Origin of the sequence: uncultured Marivirga sp., from assembly GCF_963974845.1 — a bacterium.
Classification (GTDB): Bacteria; Bacteroidota; Bacteroidia; order Cytophagales; family Cyclobacteriaceae; genus Marivirga; species Marivirga harenae.
The window spans coordinates 253,689-275,659 of record NZ_CAXBEQ010000001.1 but is presented as its reverse complement, the minus strand read 5'-3'; the positions used below and the strand labels follow the sequence as shown (position 1 = coordinate 275,659).

The window sequence follows — 21,971 nt, the reverse complement described above, 5'->3', positions numbered from 1 at the left end:
ATAAATCGAGCTAATCCAAAAGATAATTTTAATTTTTTAGCAAAAATTGTATTAAATTATTTAAAATTGTCGGTTGTACAGCTTAATCAACTTTAATTTTTGATTAATTTGATACATGATTTTAAAACTTTACTATATGGAAATGAATTTACTCAAAAAAACTATCTTACTCTTATGTCTGATGTTAGGAATAGCATGGCAAGGTAATGCACAAAACACCAGAATTTCAGGAACTGTGTTGGATGACGATTCCAAAACACCTCTAATAGGTGTGAATGTGGTTATTAAAGGAAAAGTCTTAGGAACCACCACTGACTTTGATGGAAACTTTGATTTCAGTGTTAATCTTCCAACTCCTATCACACTTCAATTCAGTATGGTGGGTTATCAAACTGAAGAATATACCATAGATGCCAGCAACAGTTCTACAGGCATTAAAATATCAATGAAGGAAGAAACACTCATGGGTCAGGAAGTTGTGGTTTCTGCCTCAAGAGTGGAAGAAAGCATACTTCAGTCACCGGTTTCTATTGAGAAAATGGATGTACTTGCCATTCAGCAGACTCCGGCAGATAACTATTACAAATCCATAGGTTATTTAAAAGGAGTTGATGTAACCCAAAGTAGTATTAATTTCCAGATTGTAAATGCAAGGGGTTTTAACTCAACAGGTAATACTCGATTTGTTCAGCTCACCGATGGAATGGATACGCAGGCTCCTGCCTTGAATTTCCCAATAGGTAACTTGAATGGCCCCTCTGAATTGGACGTGGAAAGTGTAGAATTTATTCCAGGTGCGCAATCTGCTCTTTACGGACCTAATGCTTTTAATGGTATCATGAGAGTTACCAGTAAATCTGCTTTTGAATACCAGGGATTTAGCTTTTTCGCAAAAACAGGCGTAAACCATGTAGGCGCTGATACAGATGCTGGAGCTCCAAGCACACCTCAACCTATGTATGAGGCATCTTTCCGCTACGCAAAGTCTTTGTTTAACGATCGCTTCGCATTTAAAGTAAATGGAAGTTACATGAGAGCTGAAGACTGGTATGCAACTAACTACGATGCTGATAGAAATGCGGGCTTACAGCCTGATAACCTAGATTTTAATCCTGGTAAGGATGCACCCAACTTAATGGGTGATGAAGCAGCAGTCAATTTAGCTATTTTATCACTCTCAGATGCTTGGGGTACATTAGCAGGTCAGCTGAGCAATAACTCTCAAATTCAGAGAGATAATTTAATTAGAAAAGGAGTTCCTACCAATAGTTTCGTTCAAAATGGCTTTTTACCTAATCAATTGGTTTCAGCTTCTCCTTTTGAGGAACATCAGTTGATTGATTATGGCGCTGAGAATTATAAAGCTAACGTGGGGTTGTACTATAGACTGACAGATAATATTGAAGCTAGCTACCTTTGGAATTTTGGATATGGAACAAGTATTTATACTGGGGCTCAACGATACAGCTTACAGAATTTTGGTATTCAACAACACCGATTACAATTTGAAGGAACCAATTGGTTTGTGAGAGGATATGCTACCTTAGAGAATTCAGGTGATTCATACATCACTGAATTTTACGCTAAAAGGGTTTTAGATTTAAGTGTTGCTAACAGTCCTGTAGGCGTCTTTACGCAAGACGTTTCAGGTTGGCTCGGAACGTATGCTTACAATTATCTGGCCTCTTTATATGACCAAGGTATTGATCCCGAGAACAACTCAGTTGCAGATGTGTCACCAGCAATTCAACGGAATGCTTTTAATTATGCCAGGTCAACTACGGAGGCCTTTTTTGATGTAGATTTCGATTCAGAAGAAGGTCAAAGAATTTTGCAAGAGGCATCTGAAGGTACCGTTCCTGATGGTCCAAAGTTCAACGACCAAACTAGAATGTATCATGCAGAAGCACAGTACGATTTTAGCGACCAAATTGAATTCATGGATTTGTTGGTAGGGGCCAGTTTCCGTCAATATGACTTACGATCAAACGGTACAATTTTCCCAGACAGTCCTGAAAACCCAATCACTATTAATGAAATGGGGGGATTTGCACAAGCTTCAAAAAGAGTATTAGACGATAAATTGAAATTGATTGGATCTATTAGAGCTGATAAAAACGAGAATTTCAATGCTGTATTTAGTCCAAGACTATCTGGGGTTTTAACGTTTAATAAGACTCATAACGTTAGAGCTTCATTCCAAACTGGATTTCGAAACCCTACGACTCAGGGACAATATATAAATCTAGATATCATTTCAAGTCGTTTGTTGGGCGGCTTACCTGGAAATCTAGAGGAATATGAAATTGGTACTAATCCAAACATATACACAATTGAATCTGTAAATGGCTTTGCCGCTGATGTCTTTGCAGCCACTCCTCAAGAAAGAGCTGATCCAAACTTTATTCCTTCTGCAGCGCAACAGTTGGTAGCAATAGAGGATTTTGATCCGGTTGCACCTGAGCAAGTGCAATCTTTTGAGATTGGTTACAAAAGTGTAGTTGATAACAAATTGATGATGGATTTTGTGGGATACTTTAATAACTATAATAATTTCATCGTGCAGCAAAGGATGAGACGGGCTGGCTTAAACCCTGATGGAACACCTAATCCATTGACACTCTTAAATGGAACAGCAGATAACACATTTCAGGTTTATACCAATGCAGACGAACAAATCAGTGCCTTTGGATTTGCTGGAGAGTTGAACTATAGTTTACCAAAAAAATATACAGTTGGTGTGAACTACAATTACAATCAAATAAACACTCAAAATGCAAGTGATGATTTTGTTTTTGGTTTTAATACTCCTGAGCACAAGTTTAACGTGAAATTTGGCAATAGAAAGTTGACGGATAAATTAGGATTTAACATTGTTTACAGATGGCAATCAGAATTCTTCTGGGAATCTTCTTTTGGCGATGGAATAATTCCTGCCTTCGGAACCGCTGATGCTCAGGTTTCTTATAAATTACCGTCAAAAATGATGTTGAAAGTTGGGGGATCGAATTTATTCAATCAGTATTACGTACAAAGTTTTGGAGCACCTAGAATTGGAGGAATCTACTATGTATCTATTACATTCGATCAGTTGATGAACTAAACATTATTAATATGTAAGCATTAAAAGGTGATCAAGGAATTGGTCACCTTTTTTATTTTCAATGATTCACTGCGCATCACTCTATGGAGTCTATGCCAAGTCTGTATGACTACTACAGATATTAAAACCTGGCAAAGTCAGCAAAGGATGCTAAACAAATCTCTCAGAACTGCCAAGACGCAGAGGTACTGCAACATGAAAATCGGTTATTACGGTTGAATTCAATTCAAAAGACACTATGGCTTCAAGTAATCCGATCAATTCGAATAAGCCGTTTCATTTTCTTGCAAAAGTTCTTTGTATCTGACCATGACCATTTTGATCTAGATGATATCATATTATGCAAGGGACAAATCAATAGATTTTTTAACATTAATAATATTTCCAATTACTTTTTAGGAGACTTGCCGAATAAAAATAATATCCATGACCTGACAAAAAACAATATAAACTACAAGGAAATCTTTTTGACATTGGACTTTTTCTACATTTCATAAAAGTCCGTTAGAAGTTGGATAACATTTTCGGAAAATTTAAACATAAAAAAAGGCCATCAAATGATGGCCTTTTTAAAAATTGTAAATTAAATATTATTAGTTACCAGCAACTTGAACTTTCACTTCAATTGTGATAGTTCCATTACCATTGGTATCATCGATTTCAACAACTCTGATTAAACCTACATAAGCACCTCTATCAGCGTCAAGAGTGAATGCAACTACGCTTCCTTCTTGCAGATTTGCTGCTGAAACATTAGTATTATTTTCAGAACTAGCTGCCATTTCTAACTGACTGTTCAATAAAACCCCAGCAAAGTCAGCAGGACCTAAATCGGTTACTCTAAATCGAGTAGAATTTCTTGTACCAAACGTATTTGCAATAGATAAATCAGGATTAGTTGCCTCATAAACTGTATTTAAACCATCAGAATCAATTGAAGCTAAAGTTGCTTGGTTAGTATTACCAAAATAGTAAGCTAAATCCACAGGAGAACTCTGAACCCCTGAAGCATCTCTTGCACCAGCAAAGTTATAACGTACATTGCTGAATGCATCATAGAATCCTTCCTCGGCATTACCTTGGCCACCTAACAAAACTGTAGTGTAAGTATTAACACTTGAAACTACACCAGCAACTGCATGAACTCTACCATTTTCAGAAGTAATATCAGGAGATACAACTGGTGCACCACCTATAGCTAAAGTTTCATTTTCTTGGAATACGGTTGGAGCAACTTGAACATTTGTTTGAGCAAAAGTAGTAAGTGTGTTATCACCTTGTGCTAAACCTCCACCTATTGCTTCAGCAGATAAATCACCACCAACTACATGAGTTAAGATGATTCCGTACCATTGTTCAGCAGTAAATGTCTCTAAAGTAATTCCAGCAGTTGCAAAAACTTGATTAATCGGAGCAAAAACTGTAATATCATCTTCACCAGCTAATACTTCTGTCAATAAAGGGGCCCCTTCAGTACTTGCAGCATAAGTATCCGCTTTACCGATTGCCGCTGCTAATGTGCTGAAATCAGCACCAAGAAGTATCGTTTGCGATACTTTACCTAAGTTAGCACCAATAGTGGCGAAAATAGTTGGTGGAACTAAAATAGTTTCAACTACATGCACAACCCCATTTGTTGCAAGAATCTCATCTCCAACAAACTCTACATCAGTATCAGAACCCCCTGTAAATATATTGGCGTCCGCATTGAATGTAATAGCTTCACCTTGTAAAGTAGATAATTCCGTATCTTCAGTAAAAGACTCTCTTAATTCTACAGATGCTACAGCATGAAAACGCAAAACAGCACCGATCACTGCAGGACTAACTTGATTAAGATCGTCAACTCCAAGAGTTACTCTTAATTTCTCAAAAGCAGCGTCATTTGGAGCAAATAACGTTAAATTATTTCCACCTAAAGCACTTGCTAAATCATCATCTGCATTCACAAAAGCTTCTAATTGCGTGTGTGTTTCACTCGCAGTCACAATTTCTAATATTGAATTTTCTGCTTCTGGCTCAGGCTCAGGATCATCATCACATGCCGTGAACATAAAAGCCGACATTACTACAAAAAGCATTGCTAATAAGCTGCTAGTTGATTTTAAAAATAGATTTTTCTTCTTCATAATAGTTTTAATTTGTTTAATAGTTGTGAAAATAGGTATTTAAACCTCATTCTTAAAATATTGTTGCAATTATTTGTTATGCATAACGACTAAATTACCCAATTAATATCTTGCACACTCTCATTAGACACTACATTCAGTAAGAAAGTTGGGAAATCATAAAAATAAATTTCGATTGTAGATAAGAAGTGGTCAGAGTTAGACTTAGAACAGCTCACGAAATATTATAAATGAAAAGACTTTCACTTGCTATGATAGATTTAAACCTGTCAGGTTTCCAAAATTTACAATGGTAAACTGATTTCAATTTCTTACTTAGAATTTAAATAAATGAAACCTGACAGGTTTTGATAAAAAATGATTACTTCAAATATCTCTCTAAATAGTTAATATAGTTATTCATCAACAGTAAATAGCTTGGATAATTGTAGGCTACCCCGTGGGCACCCGGAGGAAAAATCTTTAAATCATGATCCTTTCCATTATCAACTAGGGCTTTCACTAATTGAAAAGTATTTTGAACATGGACATTTTCATCCATGGTACTATGAGCAATAAACATATGGCCAGTTAAGTTTTTAGCATAAGTAGTAGGTGCAGAATTGATATAACCTTCTTCATTATCCTCTTCTAATCCCATATATCGCTCTGCGTAAATACTATCATAAAGTCTCCAATCCGTTACAGGCGCACCTACTAAAGCCACTTTAAAAACATTTGGATGATTTAAGATAGAGAAACTACTCATGTAACCTCCATAGCTATGTCCTCTGATGGCAATTTTATCGGCCTCTACATAACCTAATTTGATCATATGATTAGCCGCCTGCGCAAAATCTTGCGCTTCAGTATGACCTAAGTTTTTATAAACAATTTTCTCAAATTCACGGCCATAACCTCCGCCCCCTCTATTGTTCACTTGGATGACTACATAACCGTTGTGAAGCAAATATTGATGCCAAGCACTTACGCTCCATTGATTATACACTGATTGCGCCCCAGGACCACCATAGACATCCAATACCATAGGATATTTTTGAGAAGCGTCAAATCCAAGTGGCTTATATATCGAAATATCAATTTTATCGCCTTCACTATTTGTAAAACTAGATAACTCAGGCATTACGAAAGCTACATTCTTTAAAGCTTCGGTCACTTCTTTATTTTCTTCCAATGCCTTTACTAATTTACCAGAAGCATTTCTTAAATCCACTTTAGTGGGCGTATTCACATTTGAATATCGGTCAATAAAAAAAGTTGCCTCAGGCGCCATATCAATATTATGACGGCCTTCCTGTTCTGTCAATTTTTTCTTCCCTTTTCCATTAAAATTGATCACATATAATTGACGTTCTAATGGGGAGTCCTCCGTTGAGCTATAATAGATTTTTTTCTTTTTACTATCTACAGCATGCACATATACAACTTCCCAATTACCAGTGGTTACCTGATTCTGTAATTTACCATCATAATTATATCGGTATAAATGAGCATAACCATCTTTATCGGAAATCCAGAAAAACTCCGTGGCATCAGAAGGGAAAAATGCGTAATGCATAATCCCGGCAAAGAAATCGAATACATCAATCCAAGCATCCGATTCTTCTTCCATGATCATATTAGCCTGTCCTGATTGGGCATCAGCCATGTACATTTTCATGTGAGTTTGAGCTCGGTTCAACTGCATAATTGCTAGTTTCCCTTCTTCAGCTGTCCAATAAATTCTTGGGATGTAGCCTTTTTCCAAAGGCACCTGCATCCACTCTTTAGATTTTTTTGAGACATTGATTACTCCAATCCGCACAGTGGGATTCGTATCTCCTACTTGTGGATATGGAACTTTTATCCATTCTTTATGAGTCCCTTGATAATCCGTCATTTGGAATACAGGTACTTCTCTTTCATCTGACTGCCAAAATGCAATGTATTCGCTATCATGAGACCATTCCCAAGCTTGAGCCAAACCAAATTCTTCCTCATAGGCCCAACCAAAACGTCCATTATAGAATCCATCTTCTGCATGATCTGTTAATTGTGTTTCCTGCTTTGAGGCCAAATCAAAAGTAAACAAATTGCCTCCTCTTTCATATCCTACCTTTTTTCCATTTGGAGATAACTCCGCTGTTTGTGCATCTTTAGCTACTAAATCCAAGGTTTTATCTTCGATGGAATAATAGTAATAATCTGATATGCCAGATCTTCTCCAAACAGGACGAAAATTCGTCTGAAACAGTAAATATTTGGAATCATCAGACCATTGAAAAGAAACGTATTGAAATGGGTCTTCAGAGCCAGGCACTTTTAGACCTTCAGTAGAAAAAATCAGTTTCTGCTCATCCTTTTTGGGATTATATGATTTAATTAATTGAGCACCATTTTCTCCCCTTTCAGTAAATGAGTAGGCCTCACCATCATCAATCCAATTTATATTGCTTGGGCCAGAATTCCCTCCAAGAGGCCTAAGCCCAGCCATAGCTTCTTGAAAGCTAGTAAATGTTTGCTTTTCCTGTGCCTGAGCTACAAAGCACCAAAGCAACAAAAGCAAGCTAAAAAACTGCGAAAATCGTTTCTGTATCATAATTATATATTCTTTGATTATAAATGCGCCTGAATTTAATAAAAAGGAATGGGAAAATAGGTATTGATGTTTAGGAGTGATTAAGTTTTAAAGTGATTCAAGAAAATCTGAAGCCGTCTCCCCCTACATTTGCTAAATTGACTGTTAACAATAAAAAGCAGATGGTTTTTTCATTAGACAAAAGACATTTTTTTAATAAATTATTGATCAAATTACATTTTTGTTTTTTGTTTTCCATCTAGTGTTAACTGGCTCACAGTTCATGTCGTTTCTTAATCACCCTCATTTTCCAATAGCCCATTTTATAATAAGCAAAAGCTAAGATAGCGGCCAAGAAATTAGAAATTGGGAAAGACCACCAAATTCCCTCAAACCCTAGAGTAGTTTTATTAGAAAGCATAAAAGCAACAGGAAAGCGGACAATCCATAAACTAAATATGGAAATTAGCATGGAGGCCTGGGTAAATCCTGCTCCATTGAAAACACCATTCAAAATTTGCTGAACTCCTAACAATCCGAAACTTGGTGCCATTATTTTGATAAATAAGGCACCATTCTTTATTACTGTGGGATCGTTTGGAATGAAGAAAGCAGTTATTGGCTCCGCAAAAATAAATAGTAATAATCCGATAGCCGTCAAGCCCCAAAAGCCAATCTTATTACTTAAATCACCAATTTTCTCGGCTCTTTTAATTTTATTGGCTCCTATATTTTGGCCTACTAAACTCGTGGTTGCAATAGCAAAGCCCAAAGCAGGCACTACAACCAAACTCAAGATCCTAGCACCCACTCCATAAGCTGCCACTACTTCACTGCCAAAACTTGTTACCAGCATAATCATAAAAGTCATTCCTGCAGCCCGGCTCGATTGATCTAAACTTGAGGGAATACCTAATTCGAAAAGCTTTTTGACCCATAAAAAATCCCATTTCATATGGATAAACTTTATTTTGATTCCCATTTTCCCCCGAAATAGAATAAATAAACCCACTACTGCAGAAATACCTTGCGTAAAAACACTAGCAATGGCAGCCCCTGCTACTCCGTTTCCTTCAATCGGCCCCCAACCAAAAATAAATAGCGGATCTAGAACCAGATTCAGTAGCACAGTTCCTAAAATGATGAACATCGGCAAATAAACATTACCAATGCCGCGCATCAAAGACTGAAAAACGAAGAACATAAATAAGAAAACGAAGCCAAAGGAGGACACTTCAAAGTAGCTGATAGAATCTCTTAAAATTTCAGGACCCGCACCCACTATTTTCATGAGCGGTTCTGCCGAAAAATAACCAACCAATGCCAATAAAATAGAAATGAAAAATATAACAATTACGGTCTGAGAAGAAGCATAGTTTACCTTAACTTGATTTTCAGCACCCTTATGTTGTGATACCATTACAGTCCCTGCCAATGTCAATCCTCCTCCTAGTGAAAGCACCAAAAATAGAATGGGGAAACTTAAACTCACAGCCGCAACTGCATTAGCACCTAATCGCCCCAACCAAAAAGTATCTATTAGTTGATAGGCAGTCTGAAGTACATTGGCCATGATGATAGGAAAAGCCAAGCTCACCAAGGAATTCAATATCTTACCTTCTGTGTATTTCCTGGATTTTGCCATCTTCAAAGATACGGTATTTCCTAATCACGAGTTTATTACCTTAAAGATTTATCGGGGGTAACCCTACACAATCGCATTAAAGTTTCCAACAATTACCTACCCAAGCAGTTATTTAAAATAAAGACTATGAGAGAATACGAGGTATTTTATAAAGATGGTACAACAGTTAATTGCAGTGCAGAAGACAGAAAAAACCTAGCAGACCAATTGTTCCATGGGAATGATGATAAATTGATAGATAAGGTAAAACTATTGAAATGGAGCACAGGAGCAATGATCTATACCCAAGATCCAGCAGAAGAGAAAATAAACTCCGAAATTACTACAGCAGATGCGAATCCCTATGGTTGGAGGAATGAAAGTGGGTTAAACCATAACCCGAACAAAAACTCCTGAAAAATTAAATAGGAACTCAATTAGTTGGCCAGAAGCTGAATTTCCCTTTGGCAAGACATAGTGCCAAAGTTAATTTTTCATAGAAGAAATGACAAAAAAGACCGTTTTGACGCCTTTGCATAAAAGCAATCAACGGCAATCTCATTAAAAATATTTCGCTTGAAAACAAAAACAGATACTTCTATTAATTTAGATTTTATAATTAGTTTTTGCAGTTGCTTTTGGTTTATTTAGATTTATGATCATCGATTCCGAATGCAATACTGTCTATTTTTCCAAAAAGCTTCAGGATAATTTTCCAGAAGAGTACCAGCACATATCGAAAGCATTGGCTCCTTTTGATTACATTAAAGTAAACCTTTTAAAAGGTACAAAAGACGAATGGGCTCGTGATTATATGCCGATCCAAACTGCAGAAAAACGGTTGGTGAAATTTCGTTACCAGCCTACTTATGAAGTAAGATCCAAATGGACAGAGCCTTCTGCTGTTTTAAAAGCCAATAAGCTAAGGGCTGACTTCTCTAAACACAACATCAATTTGGATGGAGGAAATATTGTAAAATGGAAGGATAAGGTCATCATAACTGATCGAGTGGTGACAGAAAATCACATCTATAAAAATGATCAAGAGTTGTTGTTTGAAAGAATTGCTGAAGATCTACAAACCCAAGTGATTATTGTAAAAGCTCATAAAGAAAGGGATGATATGACAGGTCATGCAGATGGGATGCTGCGATTTGTAAATGAGAATACATTGATCGGAAATCGACTAAAGGATGAATCAAAACCCATCAGGGAAAGCATAGAGAAAATGCTTGAAAAACATCACTTCAACTATATTGACCTTCCTTTTTTTGAAGATAAGTCCAGTAACCATTATTCAGCAATAGGTAACTATGTTAATTTTCTTGAAATCGCTAATATTATTCTATTTCCAATTTTTGATCATCTTGATCAAAAGAATGATGAGGCATTAAGTATTATGAAAAAAACTTTCCCTAATCGACAAATCATTCCTATCAATATTGATGCCGTTGGAAGAGATGGTGGATTGATGAATTGTATTAGTTGGTGTTTAAAACAGTAGCTTCACTTTTCCTTTGATGAATGACCCTCTCTCGATCGCCTTTCCATCACCAAGTTTTAATTAACTATTTGATATTGAGCTGAGTCAAGATCCCTAGCCCGCACTTAAGCCTAAAATCACCGCTACTCCAATTAGCACACCAAAACCAGTACCAAAACCTTTCCAAGCCTTTTTACGCTTTTTAAGCATTGAACCATCTTGGAAGCCTTTCTTATAATATTTATTGCTATAGTTCTTTTGCATCAAATGGTCAACTCTAGGAGGGATACCGCTGCTCACAATAGTAGTGGCTAATCCTACTGGGGGTAAAAGAAAAGTAGTAATTGCTGTAGCTCCTTGCAAAGATCCTGCATCATAAGATTTAAAACCATCACTCAAGCCCATAGAATAGGCATCTAAAGAATCTGACTCTGCAAGATTTATCAATTTCTCATCATTTAGCATACGGTATTCATTAAGTGAATCAATCCTACCTGAATTAAATTGAATATAACTTACATTAGAGGTCAGCACTGTATAAGTTGGCCTTTGCTCTTCTATTTTAGTATAATTTACTGCCGTTTGACTCACTTCTGTAACATTGCATTTAATTTTAGAGTCATTCTTTAATACAATTATATCTTGGGCTAAACTTTCCAGAGGCAACAAAATAAGAATAAAAAGAAATATATTTTTCATTTCACTACGTTATATCCGATTCCAAAATTAATAATTACACCTGAAATGAACGACCGGTTGTTATCCCCTTCAAAATTACTAGAAATCTCGTATCCCACTTTTGAGTTAAAATTCAATCGATCAAACTGCATGCTTGCTCCCGCTTTGGCGCTGACAACTAATCCAAAGAGTGTTCTTAAGCGATCTCTGGAATATTTTCCATCATCTTGATAGGACAGAAAAAAACTACTTTTAGTAACTTCTTCTTCTACCTTTTCTCTAACAAGACCAGCTCCAATCCCTGGTTGCGCGAATAATGTAAGTCTTTTATTCTCGAAAAAATTAAATCTAGGTATAAACTTATAGGATATGTAATTAACGTATACTGAAAGATCATAATTTCCAAATCCATCGCGATAGCGTGCAAAAGCAGTTGATTTTACATAATTGAAATCAATTCCAATAGACACTTTGTCAGATGATGGATAAAGAATTTCAAAACCAACGTAGGGAGAGGGTCCAAACTCCTTTTGTCCATCAAAATCAAGTCGATCTTTCAACAGTAAATCGCTTCTGTACAGAAAGCTAGCTTTATCAGGGTTCACTATCATAATCCCTGTCTGGAAGTTCACGTCTAATCGCGGTTCGGGAAGAAAGCTAATTTGCGCAAAACTTTGTGAAAGGAAAAGTGCCGTTAATACTATATATATGAGGATTTTTTTCATTGTAGATACACTGTAACTGATTTAGTTTGATGTCTATTCGAATATTCCATTTCAAAAATTCTAGATCTCTCTGCATCCCATTCTAAAGATATAATATCTGTCTTTCCAAAATAGTAAGACTCCCACTCTTTATTAGAGCCAAAACGATTTGAGAATTTAAACACAGAGGGAGCCTCTCCGCCAATAACGGCAAATGATAAAGTGAGAACACCATTTTGCAGACTCTGATTTCTAATCTCAACGTCACCTAAGCCTCGTTCCGCAAAATTTAGATCCTGTTGAAAGTAGGTGGAATATTCTCGATAACCGAAAAAGGAAGCCAGTACATTTTCATTGCCATTCCAAGCTTCCTCATTTTCCCAGAGTCCGATTGTAACTTCATGCATGCCTACAAATTGACCGGAAATATTGGTAATACAGTCTAATTCTCTATTGTAGTAATTGACAGATCCGCCACTATAAAAAAAACCGTCTATCAAAATCTCATATTCCATATTTTGCAATGAAACATTTTGATTCAAAGCAGTTTCATAAAGCTTTATAAAGTCAGCAGCAAGGAAACAGCCACCAAAATCTGCGCCTTCCCCTAGACCAATCGGATCCATAGACAGAATTTGGGGATTTCCAGCATTTTTGTTGAAATAAGGTTCAAAGTCATTTAAATCTTTACAGCTAACAATCAGCAAACAGAGGGGTAAAAGGAATTTGTACATACTTTTTAAAATTATCATAAAAGTAAATTTCCGGAACAATAAAACAAAAGTCTTTCTTACTTAAATTATGAATATAATGAAACCCCTATTTTTCTTCACCATTATATTTGATAGAAGCTAGGACAGAAAAACATGTCAAAAAAAATGGTATCATTTATAAGGAATTGATGGTAATTTACTTCCCAATACAAAACTTACTAAAAATATTAGCCAGCAAATCATCAGTTGTGATTTCCCCAGTTATTTCGCCTAAGAATCGCAAAGAATGCCGGATGTCTAAGGCTAAAAAGTCGCCTGTAATATTATCATCCAATCCTCTCAATACAGCATTTAAGCTGTTTTGGGTTTGAACCAGATTATCATAGTGACGAATATTGGTAACTACCGTATCGCCTGTTTTGAAATTGTCAAGATTGACAGTTTCCACTAACTTGGTTTTTAATGCCTCTAGGCCTTCCTTATTGATTGCTGAGATAAAAAGGGTGTTTTTATCTTTTTTCATTTCACTGTAAAGGTCTTGCTGTGCTTCATCCAATTTATTCCCTACTTTTATAAAGGGAATCCCTAGATTTTCGAGCATGTTGATATCTCGATTGACTTCCGTTAGGCTATCATTTTTCAAATCAAACATATAAATGATCAATGAAGCCTGCTTCATTTTATCTTTGGTTCGCTGCACCCCAATAGCCTCTACTTTATCTTCGGTATCTCGTAACCCTGCAGTATCAATAAAGCGAAACACAACACCCTCTAAATTGATTTCATCTTCTATGAAGTCTCGGGTAGTCCCTGCTATATCAGAAACAATAGCTTTTTCTTCATTGAGAAGTGCATTGAGAAGAGTAGATTTCCCTGTGTTAGGTTTTCCTGCAATTACCGTAGGCACTCCATTTTTAATCACATTCCCCAAATCAAAACTGCTGACTAAAGCGGTAATGACGCTCAACAATTGATTGACCAGCTTTTTCAAATCGTCTCTATCGGCAAACTCCACATCTTCTTCACCAAAATCAAGCTCCAGCTCGATCATACTTGCAAAATGGATCAATTCAGCACGCAATTGTTTTATTTGCTCTGAAAACCCGCCACGCATTTGATTCAGCGCTGCTTTATGTGAGGCTTCTGTATCGGCATTGATTAAATCGGCCACGGCTTCGGCTTGAGCTAAGTCAAACTGTCCATTCAAAAAGGCTCTTTGAGTAAATTCTCCTGCTTTTGCTAATCGAACTCCTTTCGTCAGGAATAATTTGATCAGTCTTTGCACAATGTAAGGCGAACCATGACAGGAAATCTCTACTACATTCTCTTTTGTGAAAGAATGAGGTGCTACGAATAAAGTAGCTACCACTTCATCTATGATTTCGCCTTCATCATTTCGAATGGTACCAAAATGAGCTGTATGGCTTTTCTCATTCAACAGATTTTTTCCTCTGAAAACGGTATTAGTTATGGAAATCGCTTCTTCACCGGATAAACGGATAACGGCAATAGCACCTACTCCCGGTGCTGTGGATAATGCAATAATGGTTTCCTTCAGCTGATCTAACATTTTGCAAATTTCATCAATTATTGGCGATTATAAAACGGATATTCTGATTATACTTCGCTAATGGTTTAAACCTGTCAGTGATTTTAATTGTTTGAGTTATTGGATTATTCGTTTGCAAAAAAAAAGTTAAGATTGATTTATTCTCGGGAATGACCTAAAGGCTAGTTAAAGCTTTTTTATTGTTCTGACTTAGTACTCCCATCTTCATTTTAAGTCCTAAAAATTAAGGCAATTCCTCTCCTTTTGTTGCTGAATATAATGCATACCAATCTTCTTTCTCCATATTTTTTGAATCAATCTCCAAGGCTTCTTCCAATCTTACTGGTTTTGAAGTGCCCAATACTGGTATGATACCGGAAGGATGCTTTTTCAGAAAAAGCAACATCAACTGTGCAGTATTCACTTCATATTTCTCGCACAAAATACCGAATACCTTATCCAACTCTTGATTAAGTTTATAATTTTCTTTTTGCTTTAAATTTCCTCCACCTAACGGAGACCAAACAGTGGGGCGAATATTTTTCACCAACAATTGATCCAACGTCCCATCTTCAAATGGATTGAGATGACTTATTGAAGCTTCTATTTGATGAGTGATCAAAGGAAAAACTGAATTAATCATTTCAAATTGGGAAGTCGTAAAATTAGAAACACCAAAAAATCTCACCTTTCCATCATCCCTTAATTTCTCGAAAGTTTCAGCTATTTCGTTGGGGTTCATCAAAAAATCAGGACGGTGCAATAATAAAACGTCAATATAATCAGTTTGCAGATTCCGAAGCGAGTTTTCTACAGACTGAAGGATATATTTATCGCCAGAATCATAAGTCTTCATCTTATTTTTTGGCCGTTTTTCAGCTGGCATTCTTATTCCACATTTGGTGGTAATTTGCATTTCATTTCGCAAATGAGGATTTTCTTTTAATACTTTCCCAAAATCTGCCTCAGTAGTATAGTCACCATAAATGTCAGCATGGTCAAAATCCTTTAACCCTAATGCCAGAGATTTCTCAATAAACTCTAACCATTGTTTAGTATTAAAATTTTCACCCCATTTGCCTAAACGCATGGTCCCAACTAAATAAGGAGAAAATTCTATTGCTTTTCGTTTTGAGCTTGTTTGTCGCATAGTCGTATTAAAATATTTTCAAAATTTACGCAATTATTTCAATTTCACATATCCTATATTAATCTTCTTCGTTAGCTTGCACGTATATTACTTTCACTATGAAATTGCACGATCAATCCACCACTAACAAACTTTTACTAGTACTAGTAATACCTGTAATATTTTACAGCCTGCAGTTATTATCATTTATATTCATCCCTCTAATGTTTGCCATTTTCATTGCATTATTATTTACCCCTATGATGCGTTGGATGAAAAAAAGAAAGGTCCCCCAATTTATCGCACTGGGGACGGTAATCCTGATTTTAGCATTGACTGGCTTTTCGGGTTTTAAAATTGTTCAAATGTCCGGGAAGCAAATAGAAGAAGGTAAATCAGAAATATTCAAAAAATTAGACAACAAGGTGGAGCAGGTAGTGACGCCATTTGCTGAAACTTTAGGACTTGACCCGTCCAATGGGGAAAGTACTATAAAAGGTTTATTAAAAAGTGATAAAATAGAGAGCTTTATTTTAGATAATTTTACCATCACAATTTCTTTTATACAAAGCACAGTGGTCAATATCCTGATGACACTTTTCTTTCTAATGTTGCTATTAGCGGGTTCTCTCAACTTTAAAGATATTTTACAAAGTACCTTATTTACTGGTGGAACCCAATCGGTTAAGACTTTTATGAAAGTAGAACGCAGCGTTTCTGATTTCTTGAAAGTTAAAATATTTGTCAGCCTATTAACCGGTATTGCTTTTGGAGTCATTGCTTGGTCTCTAGGTATTAGCTTTCCGCTATTCTGGGGACTATTAGCCTTTGTGATCAATTTCGTGCAAATGGTGGGTTCTGTTATTTCCACTGTATTGGTGATGATTTTTGCCTTTATTGAAATTGAAAGTCCTGGCACCCTACTTTTGGCTGCTATTCTTTTTACTGGAGCTCAAGTTTTATTTGGAGCCGTATTAGAACCTATTTTTATGGGGAAATCTTTCTCAATCAATATTATTGTGGTATTGGTTATGTTAATGTTTTGGGGATTTATTTGGGGTGTTCCCGGTTTGATTTTATCCATTCCATTAACGGTCCTTTTCAAAACTATATTGAATGAATTTCAAGGTGGTAAGAAATTCGCGAAGCTGATGTCTTGATTTTTGTACTGCAATAGGATATTGGTTTTTAGAATCCAGCTAAAATCACTATTTAGTAAAGAAACCACGCCCTTTTTGGTATTGAAGTAAATGCAAAAGAAATTTTTCGTATTTTGGGTTAAACTATTTCAACATCAATTATTAGAATGTCCAAAAAGAAAGCACTTAAAAGAACTGGTATTATACTTATATCCATCACTCTTTTTCTTTTTATCGCTTGGCAATTACTCAAGGAATTAAAAATTGAGGCTTTTGTGGTTAACTCCATTCATACCGAACTCAATCATTACTTCGAAGATTCTGTACATTTTCAAATTGAAGACATGAGGTTTCGGATTTTGGCTAAAAAAATCAACTTAGAAAGTGTTAAAATCAACATAATTAATGATAAAAAAGATACTTTAGCTAGTCTAGAACTTCCAAACCTAAACTTATCCTGGAATAAATATAGCGAAACCTTTAACAATCAATTTTTTAAATTCAATACATTAGAACTCAAAAAAGCAAAGCTGCTACTCCCTTTTGACTTCGATAAAATTAATAGAACAAAAGCTTCTCGCCCCTCATTTGAAGGTAGATTTGAATTAGAAATTACAGAACTTATTGTGGAAGGAGGTGAAATATTATTTTATGATGAGCAAAACAGCAAGTCGGGAAGAGTGAAGACTGAATACAATTTATTTGCTCAAGCACTTAAATTTAAGAAAGGGGAAATACCAGAGCAGTTTCAAGATGTCGCAAAAGACATATTCTTAGAATTTCACAATATGAGCTACTACTTGCAGGATAAACTTCATAAAGTAGAGATAAAGAAGCTAGCCTTTAATTTATTTAAGCAAGATATTACTATAAATGCCGCTCATTTTCGCCCCATTTATTCTCCTGAAAAATTTGCTGAACTAAAAGGAGACCAAGCCAATCATATTGACATATATTTAGACAGCATACGGTTAAATTCCATGAAATGGCAAGGAGACAGTATGTTCAGTGCCAAAACTATTTTTACAAACAATATTAAACTGAAAGTTACTAAAGACAAAAACTATCCACTTCCAGATGATCGCTTTGTACCCATTTTGATAGAGGTTTTAAAGGACAGCAAAATATCAATTGACGTTAGAAAGTGTATTGTAGAAAATATGAACCTAAGCTATTTTGAAATACCAAGTGGAAGTCAAAAAACGGGATCAGTTAGTATAACAAATATTGAAGGTGAAATTTCAAATATCACGAACAGAACGGATAGCATTGAGCGATATGGCAAAGAGTTGGTGATTAAAGCAAATGGAAACCTTTACGATCAAGGCAAGCTTACGGCTGATATAAGATATGACCTCAATTCTAGCTATGGCTATTTTAAAGTGGCCGGGAGTTTAGAGCCCATGTCTATAAGCGCAATCAATCAATACATAGCGAAATCTACTCCAGTAGAAATTGCTACGGGAAAAGTAGATGAATTGTATTTTACTTATTCCGGAGGTAATCAGGCAGTTCTTGGAGAAATGCAACTCAAGTATTCGGATTTGAAAATTGAGTTTAACAAAATACTAAATGATGAAGAGAAAGGAGACAAGGCTTTAAGCTGGTTAGCTAATGTTGCACTTTCTCAAGAAAACCCCAGAAAAAACGGTAAATTTAGAGTTGGAAGAATTCAATTTTCAAGAGATACGCGTAAGTCTATGTTCAGCTATTGGTCTAACAGTTTGGTTTCGGGCTTTCAATCTACCATTGGAATGGATAAACCAGCAAGAATTGAAAAATTGGAGCAAGAAGAAGACGATGGAAGCATTTGGCAAAAAATAGGTTTTGGAAAGGAGGATGAAAGTGAATAAATGGAAATTCATATTCTTATTAATTGGACTTGCTGCTATTGCATTATTCAGCAATTCGTACTTTTTTCCTGCTGAGGAAACTAACAAGGTTCAAAGAATTAATGGCTTTAATTTGGTTGCACCTCCACAAGCATTTCCAATTGATTCCCTTCAAAAAATAAAGGCAATTGGTACTAATTGGGTCGCAATTGTGCCTTACGCTTTCTGCAATGCTAAGACCGGTGAAATTAATTTTGATCATGCTAGGCAATGGTGGGGAGAAAAACCTGAAGGAGTGATAGAAACCATCCAGATGGCAAGATCAATGGGATTAAAAATAATGCTGAAACCCCACCTTTGGGTCGGTGGACAAGGTTGGGCCGGGGACTTGGAGTTTGAATCGGACAGCCTCTGGCATCTATTTGAGGAGCAATATTCGCTTTACATAGAAGCTTATATTGAAATAGCGGATTCAATGAATGTGGAAATATTTTGTATTGGTACTGAAATCAGAAAATCTACCCAGTCTAGAAATGATTTTTGGCTTGAACTTATATCAAAATGCCGAAAGAACTACAAGGGGAAGTTAACCTATGCAGCCAATTGGGATGAATATGAAAACATACAGTTTTGGGACCAATTGGATTTAGTCGGTATTGATGCCTATTTTCCTTTAAGCACTGAAAAGAAACCTACTAAAGAGCAACTTATTAGTGCATGGCTCCAACCTAAAGAAGAAATAGAAAAGGTGTCTAAAAAATTCAATAAACCTATTATATTCACAGAGTATGGATATGAGAGTATTGATTACAATACAATGGGACATTGGATGTTGTCTAAAGATAGCTTAAATATTAATTTTGAAAATCAGAGGATTGCCTTTGAGGCACTATACGAATCTTTTAATAGCGAAAAATGGTGGCAAGGGGGTTTTATATGGAAATGGCACTTACATAGCTTTAAAAATAGTGATCGATCTTTCAAAGCCTATACGCCCCAATCAAAGCCAGCATTAAAATCAATTGAAAACGAATTTAACCGGCATTTTTAAATAAAGTATAATGAAAGTATCATTTCAAAACGCATTTTTTACGCTTGCATTTATTGCTCTTTTAATCGCATTTTTAGTGTTGGCAAAGTCGATTTTAATTCCTCTCGGCATTGCATTGCTCTTGGCATTTATATTATTTCCTGTTCATAAAAAGTTTATGAAATGGGGAATAGGCAATATATTAGCAGCATTTTTATCTATACTATTATTAATCATCATCATAGGAGGAGGAATTACCTTCTTTTCAGCAGAGATCATTGCATTATCAGACGAGATCAGCAATTTCGGAAAGAAACTTACTACCCTTTCGACTGATCTGATCGTGTTTGTAAATAAGAATATCAGTTTGGTTGATGATTTAGAAAAAGATCAACTGCTAAAGGATTTGAAATCCTGGTTTAAAGATTCCGCAGGAAGCCTTCTAGGTGGCACCTTCAATAGTACGGCCAATTTCTTTACAGGAATGATTACTATGTTTATCTATATGTTTCTATTCCTGATTTATCATAAAGGTTTGGTTAGAGCCTTTATGAAATTCTCACCTGCTGAGCAGAAAAAGCAATTTTTTAATATGCTGAAGGAAATTCAGCAGGTAGGGCAAAAATATCTTTCTGGCATGTTGATTCTTATAGTGATTTTAGGTTTTGCAAATAGTATTGGCCTATGGATAATTGGAATTGACAGTCCATTCCTCTTTGGTTTTTTGGCTGCCTCACTTTCCATTATTCCGTACATAGGAACTACTTTAGGTGCTACTATTCCTGTTCTATATGCATTTATGTCGCATGATTCTCTTTTCATACCTTTAGCAGTTGCCATTCTTTTTTGGGCTGTTCAATTAATAGAGAGTAATTTTTTGAGTCCAAAGATAGTAGGCAATAGCGTGAATGTAAATGCATTTGCTGCAATTCTAAGTTTGATAATCGGGGCATCCATTTGGGGCGTTGCCGGTATGGTACTATTCCTTCCTTTTGCTGCCATGCTAAAAGTGATTTGCGAAGAGTACGAACCCTTACAACCCTTAGCCTTATTGATAGGAAATGCTAATTTCCAGGATGGGGATGATCATAAAAAGGGTCTATATAAGAGATTAAAAGAGAAGTTTAAGAGTAATTAATTATGCTCAAAGAATAATTAAATTCAGAAACGGACTTAATACTTTTAAACATTAAGACCTCAATACTTTCACATCCGTTTTCCTCCGTAAATTTCCAAAATGGCTTCAAACATTATGAAAGCATTATTTCTTCTTTTTTTGAGTGGCCCAGTATACTAATTTTGGCAAAAAGAGTAAATTACTAAGCTTTAATGCTACCTTTTCTTTCATACTTTTTCCATTGATGAAAAAGTGTGAAAAAAATCTAGGTAAAATGATGCTACTGCCCACACTAGCCATCGCCTGCCCGCTATTTTACCCTCCAACCCTCTTTTCCGCTTTATGCTAAAGTGGGCGTGTTAGTTGTCAATATAATTGACAATTAATTCGAACATATTTTATCCTTCTTTTAAGCTCGTACATTGAATTTTTAATATTATTTTAAAATAACTCAATAATTGGACTAACTAAGGTGTTCCAGCGAGGAAGATAGAAAATATAAGAGCAATTAATTATGCTTACAGAATGGCACCTAGACGGGCTAAACTCTTTTACACATCAACACCTCAACACTTTCACTTACTTCTTAACCCTACTGGGATTATCATTAATAAAGGCCTTCCAGCTTTTGGGCCCACTAGCCGTTTTTCCACCTTGGAAATGATGACAAACTGCTACTCCTAAAGCATCAGTAGCATCCAAAAGCTTCGGGATTTCTTTGATGCCTAATAAAGTCTTCAGCATTTCTGCCACCTGTTCTTTGGAGGCGTTTCCATTACCAGTAACTGATTGTTTTACTTTTTTAGGTGCATACTCTGAAATAGGTAAATCGAGCCGTAAGGCTGCTGCCATGGCCACTCCTTGGGCGCGACCTAATTTCAACATAGATTGTATATTCTTGCCATAAAAGGGCGCCTCCAACGCAACTTCATCAGGAGTGTAATCTTCAATCAGACTGCTTACTCGATCAAAAATCTTGCGGAGTTTGATTTCGTGATTGGCATATTTAGAAAGGTGAATAACTCCATATTGCAACATGGTCATTTGGTTACCACTGATCTGGATTACCCCATATCCCATAACCGAAGTTCCGGGATCAAGCCCTAATATGATTTTGTCTTTTGGCATTTTTTTTTAGAATCTAGATCCTAGACTTTAGAACCTAGACTTTTTTTTGAATTAAA

At 35.9% G+C, this 21,971-nt stretch carries 16 protein-coding genes; 7 read left to right on the top strand and 9 right to left on the bottom strand.

The window, feature by feature from the left end; genetic code table 11:
- Nucleotides 1–136: 136 nt before the first annotated feature.
- Entirely contained in the window at nucleotides 137–3,103 is a 2,967-nt protein-coding gene (locus AAC601_RS01165) for a TonB-dependent receptor (protein WP_340152257.1), read from the top strand.
- Nucleotides 3,104–3,696: 593 nt separating this feature from the next.
- Here the strand turns inward: AAC601_RS01165 and AAC601_RS01160 are convergent.
- The 3 genes from AAC601_RS01160 to AAC601_RS01150 form a co-directional block, all read right to left on the bottom strand.
- On the bottom strand, nucleotides 3,697–5,232 hold the full coding sequence (locus AAC601_RS01160) for a fasciclin domain-containing protein (protein ID WP_340152256.1): 1,536 nt from the start codon (nucleotides 5,230–5,232) through the stop codon (nucleotides 3,697–3,699).
- Between the two features lie 361 nt (nucleotides 5,233–5,593).
- Nucleotides 5,594–7,810 carry a DPP IV N-terminal domain-containing protein gene (locus tag AAC601_RS01155; RefSeq protein ID WP_340152255.1) on the bottom strand — a complete coding sequence of 739 codons (2,217 nt, stop codon included), beginning with the start codon at nucleotides 7,808–7,810 and terminating at the stop codon, nucleotides 5,594–5,596.
- Nucleotides 7,811–8,063: 253 nt separating this feature from the next.
- Nucleotides 8,064–9,434 (bottom strand): MATE family efflux transporter, encoded by a 1,371-nt coding sequence (locus tag AAC601_RS01150; protein WP_303271970.1) that lies wholly within the window; start codon nucleotides 9,432–9,434, stop codon nucleotides 8,064–8,066.
- A 126-nt stretch (nucleotides 9,435–9,560) separates the two neighbouring features.
- Here AAC601_RS01150 and AAC601_RS01145 point away from each other — a divergent pair, with 126 nt between their 5' ends.
- On the top strand, nucleotides 9,561–9,830 hold the full coding sequence (locus tag AAC601_RS01145; protein WP_340152254.1) for a hypothetical protein: 270 nt from the start codon (nucleotides 9,561–9,563) through the stop codon (nucleotides 9,828–9,830).
- A 238-nt stretch (nucleotides 9,831–10,068) separates the two neighbouring features.
- Entirely contained in the window at nucleotides 10,069–10,917 is an 849-nt protein-coding gene (locus tag AAC601_RS01140; RefSeq protein WP_340152253.1) for an agmatine deiminase family protein, read from the top strand.
- Between the two features lie 93 nt (nucleotides 10,918–11,010).
- Here the strand turns inward: AAC601_RS01140 and AAC601_RS01135 are convergent, their stop codons facing one another.
- From AAC601_RS01135 to AAC601_RS01115, 5 genes are all read right to left on the bottom strand, one after another.
- Nucleotides 11,011–11,595 (bottom strand): hypothetical protein, encoded by a 585-nt coding sequence (locus AAC601_RS01135; RefSeq protein ID WP_340152252.1) that lies wholly within the window; start codon nucleotides 11,593–11,595, stop codon nucleotides 11,011–11,013.
- The gene (locus AAC601_RS01130; RefSeq protein WP_303271966.1) at nucleotides 11,592–12,299 is read right to left on the bottom strand and encodes a hypothetical protein; all 708 of its coding nucleotides are present in this window, start codon (nucleotides 12,297–12,299) and stop codon (nucleotides 11,592–11,594) included. Before AAC601_RS01130 ends, AAC601_RS01135 begins: the two co-directional genes overlap by 4 nt.
- Complete coding sequence (locus AAC601_RS01125) at nucleotides 12,296–13,012, bottom strand: hypothetical protein (RefSeq protein ID WP_303271965.1); 717 nt, start codon at nucleotides 13,010–13,012, stop codon at nucleotides 12,296–12,298. The genes AAC601_RS01130 and AAC601_RS01125 overlap by 4 nt, the downstream gene beginning before the upstream one ends.
- 175 nt (nucleotides 13,013–13,187) lie before the next feature.
- Nucleotides 13,188–14,561: a tRNA uridine-5-carboxymethylaminomethyl(34) synthesis GTPase MnmE gene (gene mnmE / locus AAC601_RS01120; RefSeq protein WP_340152251.1), complete on the bottom strand. Its 1,374-nt coding sequence runs from the start codon at nucleotides 14,559–14,561 to the stop codon at nucleotides 13,188–13,190.
- Nucleotides 14,562–14,784: 223 nt separating this feature from the next.
- Nucleotides 14,785–15,690: an aldo/keto reductase gene (locus AAC601_RS01115; protein WP_340152250.1), complete on the bottom strand. Its 906-nt coding sequence runs from the start codon at nucleotides 15,688–15,690 to the stop codon at nucleotides 14,785–14,787.
- A 98-nt stretch (nucleotides 15,691–15,788) separates the two neighbouring features.
- On the opposite strand from AAC601_RS01115, the gene AAC601_RS01110 reads away from it, so the two are divergent.
- The 4 genes from AAC601_RS01110 to AAC601_RS01095 all read left to right on the top strand — a co-directional run bounded on the left by AAC601_RS01110 (nucleotide 15,789) and on the right by AAC601_RS01095 (nucleotide 20,808).
- Nucleotides 15,789–16,829 carry an AI-2E family transporter gene (locus AAC601_RS01110; protein ID WP_340152249.1) on the top strand — a complete coding sequence of 347 codons (1,041 nt, stop codon included), beginning with the start codon at nucleotides 15,789–15,791 and terminating at the stop codon, nucleotides 16,827–16,829.
- A gap of 146 nt (nucleotides 16,830–16,975) precedes the next feature.
- Complete coding sequence (locus AAC601_RS01105; RefSeq protein WP_340152248.1) at nucleotides 16,976–18,661, top strand: hypothetical protein; 1,686 nt, start codon at nucleotides 16,976–16,978, stop codon at nucleotides 18,659–18,661.
- Nucleotides 18,636–19,691 (top strand): hypothetical protein, encoded by a 1,056-nt coding sequence (locus AAC601_RS01100; protein ID WP_340152247.1) that lies wholly within the window; start codon nucleotides 18,636–18,638, stop codon nucleotides 19,689–19,691. The genes AAC601_RS01105 and AAC601_RS01100 overlap by 26 nt, the downstream gene beginning before the upstream one ends.
- A 10-nt stretch (nucleotides 19,692–19,701) precedes the next feature.
- The gene (locus AAC601_RS01095) at nucleotides 19,702–20,808 is read left to right on the top strand and encodes an AI-2E family transporter (RefSeq protein ID WP_340152246.1); all 1,107 of its coding nucleotides are present in this window, start codon (nucleotides 19,702–19,704) and stop codon (nucleotides 20,806–20,808) included.
- Nucleotides 20,809–21,366: 558 nt separating this feature from the next.
- Here AAC601_RS01095 and ruvC read toward each other — a convergent pair.
- On the bottom strand, nucleotides 21,367–21,915 hold the full coding sequence (ruvC, locus tag AAC601_RS01090; RefSeq protein WP_303271958.1) for a crossover junction endodeoxyribonuclease RuvC: 549 nt from the start codon (nucleotides 21,913–21,915) through the stop codon (nucleotides 21,367–21,369).
- Nucleotides 21,916–21,971 lie beyond the last annotated feature (56 nt).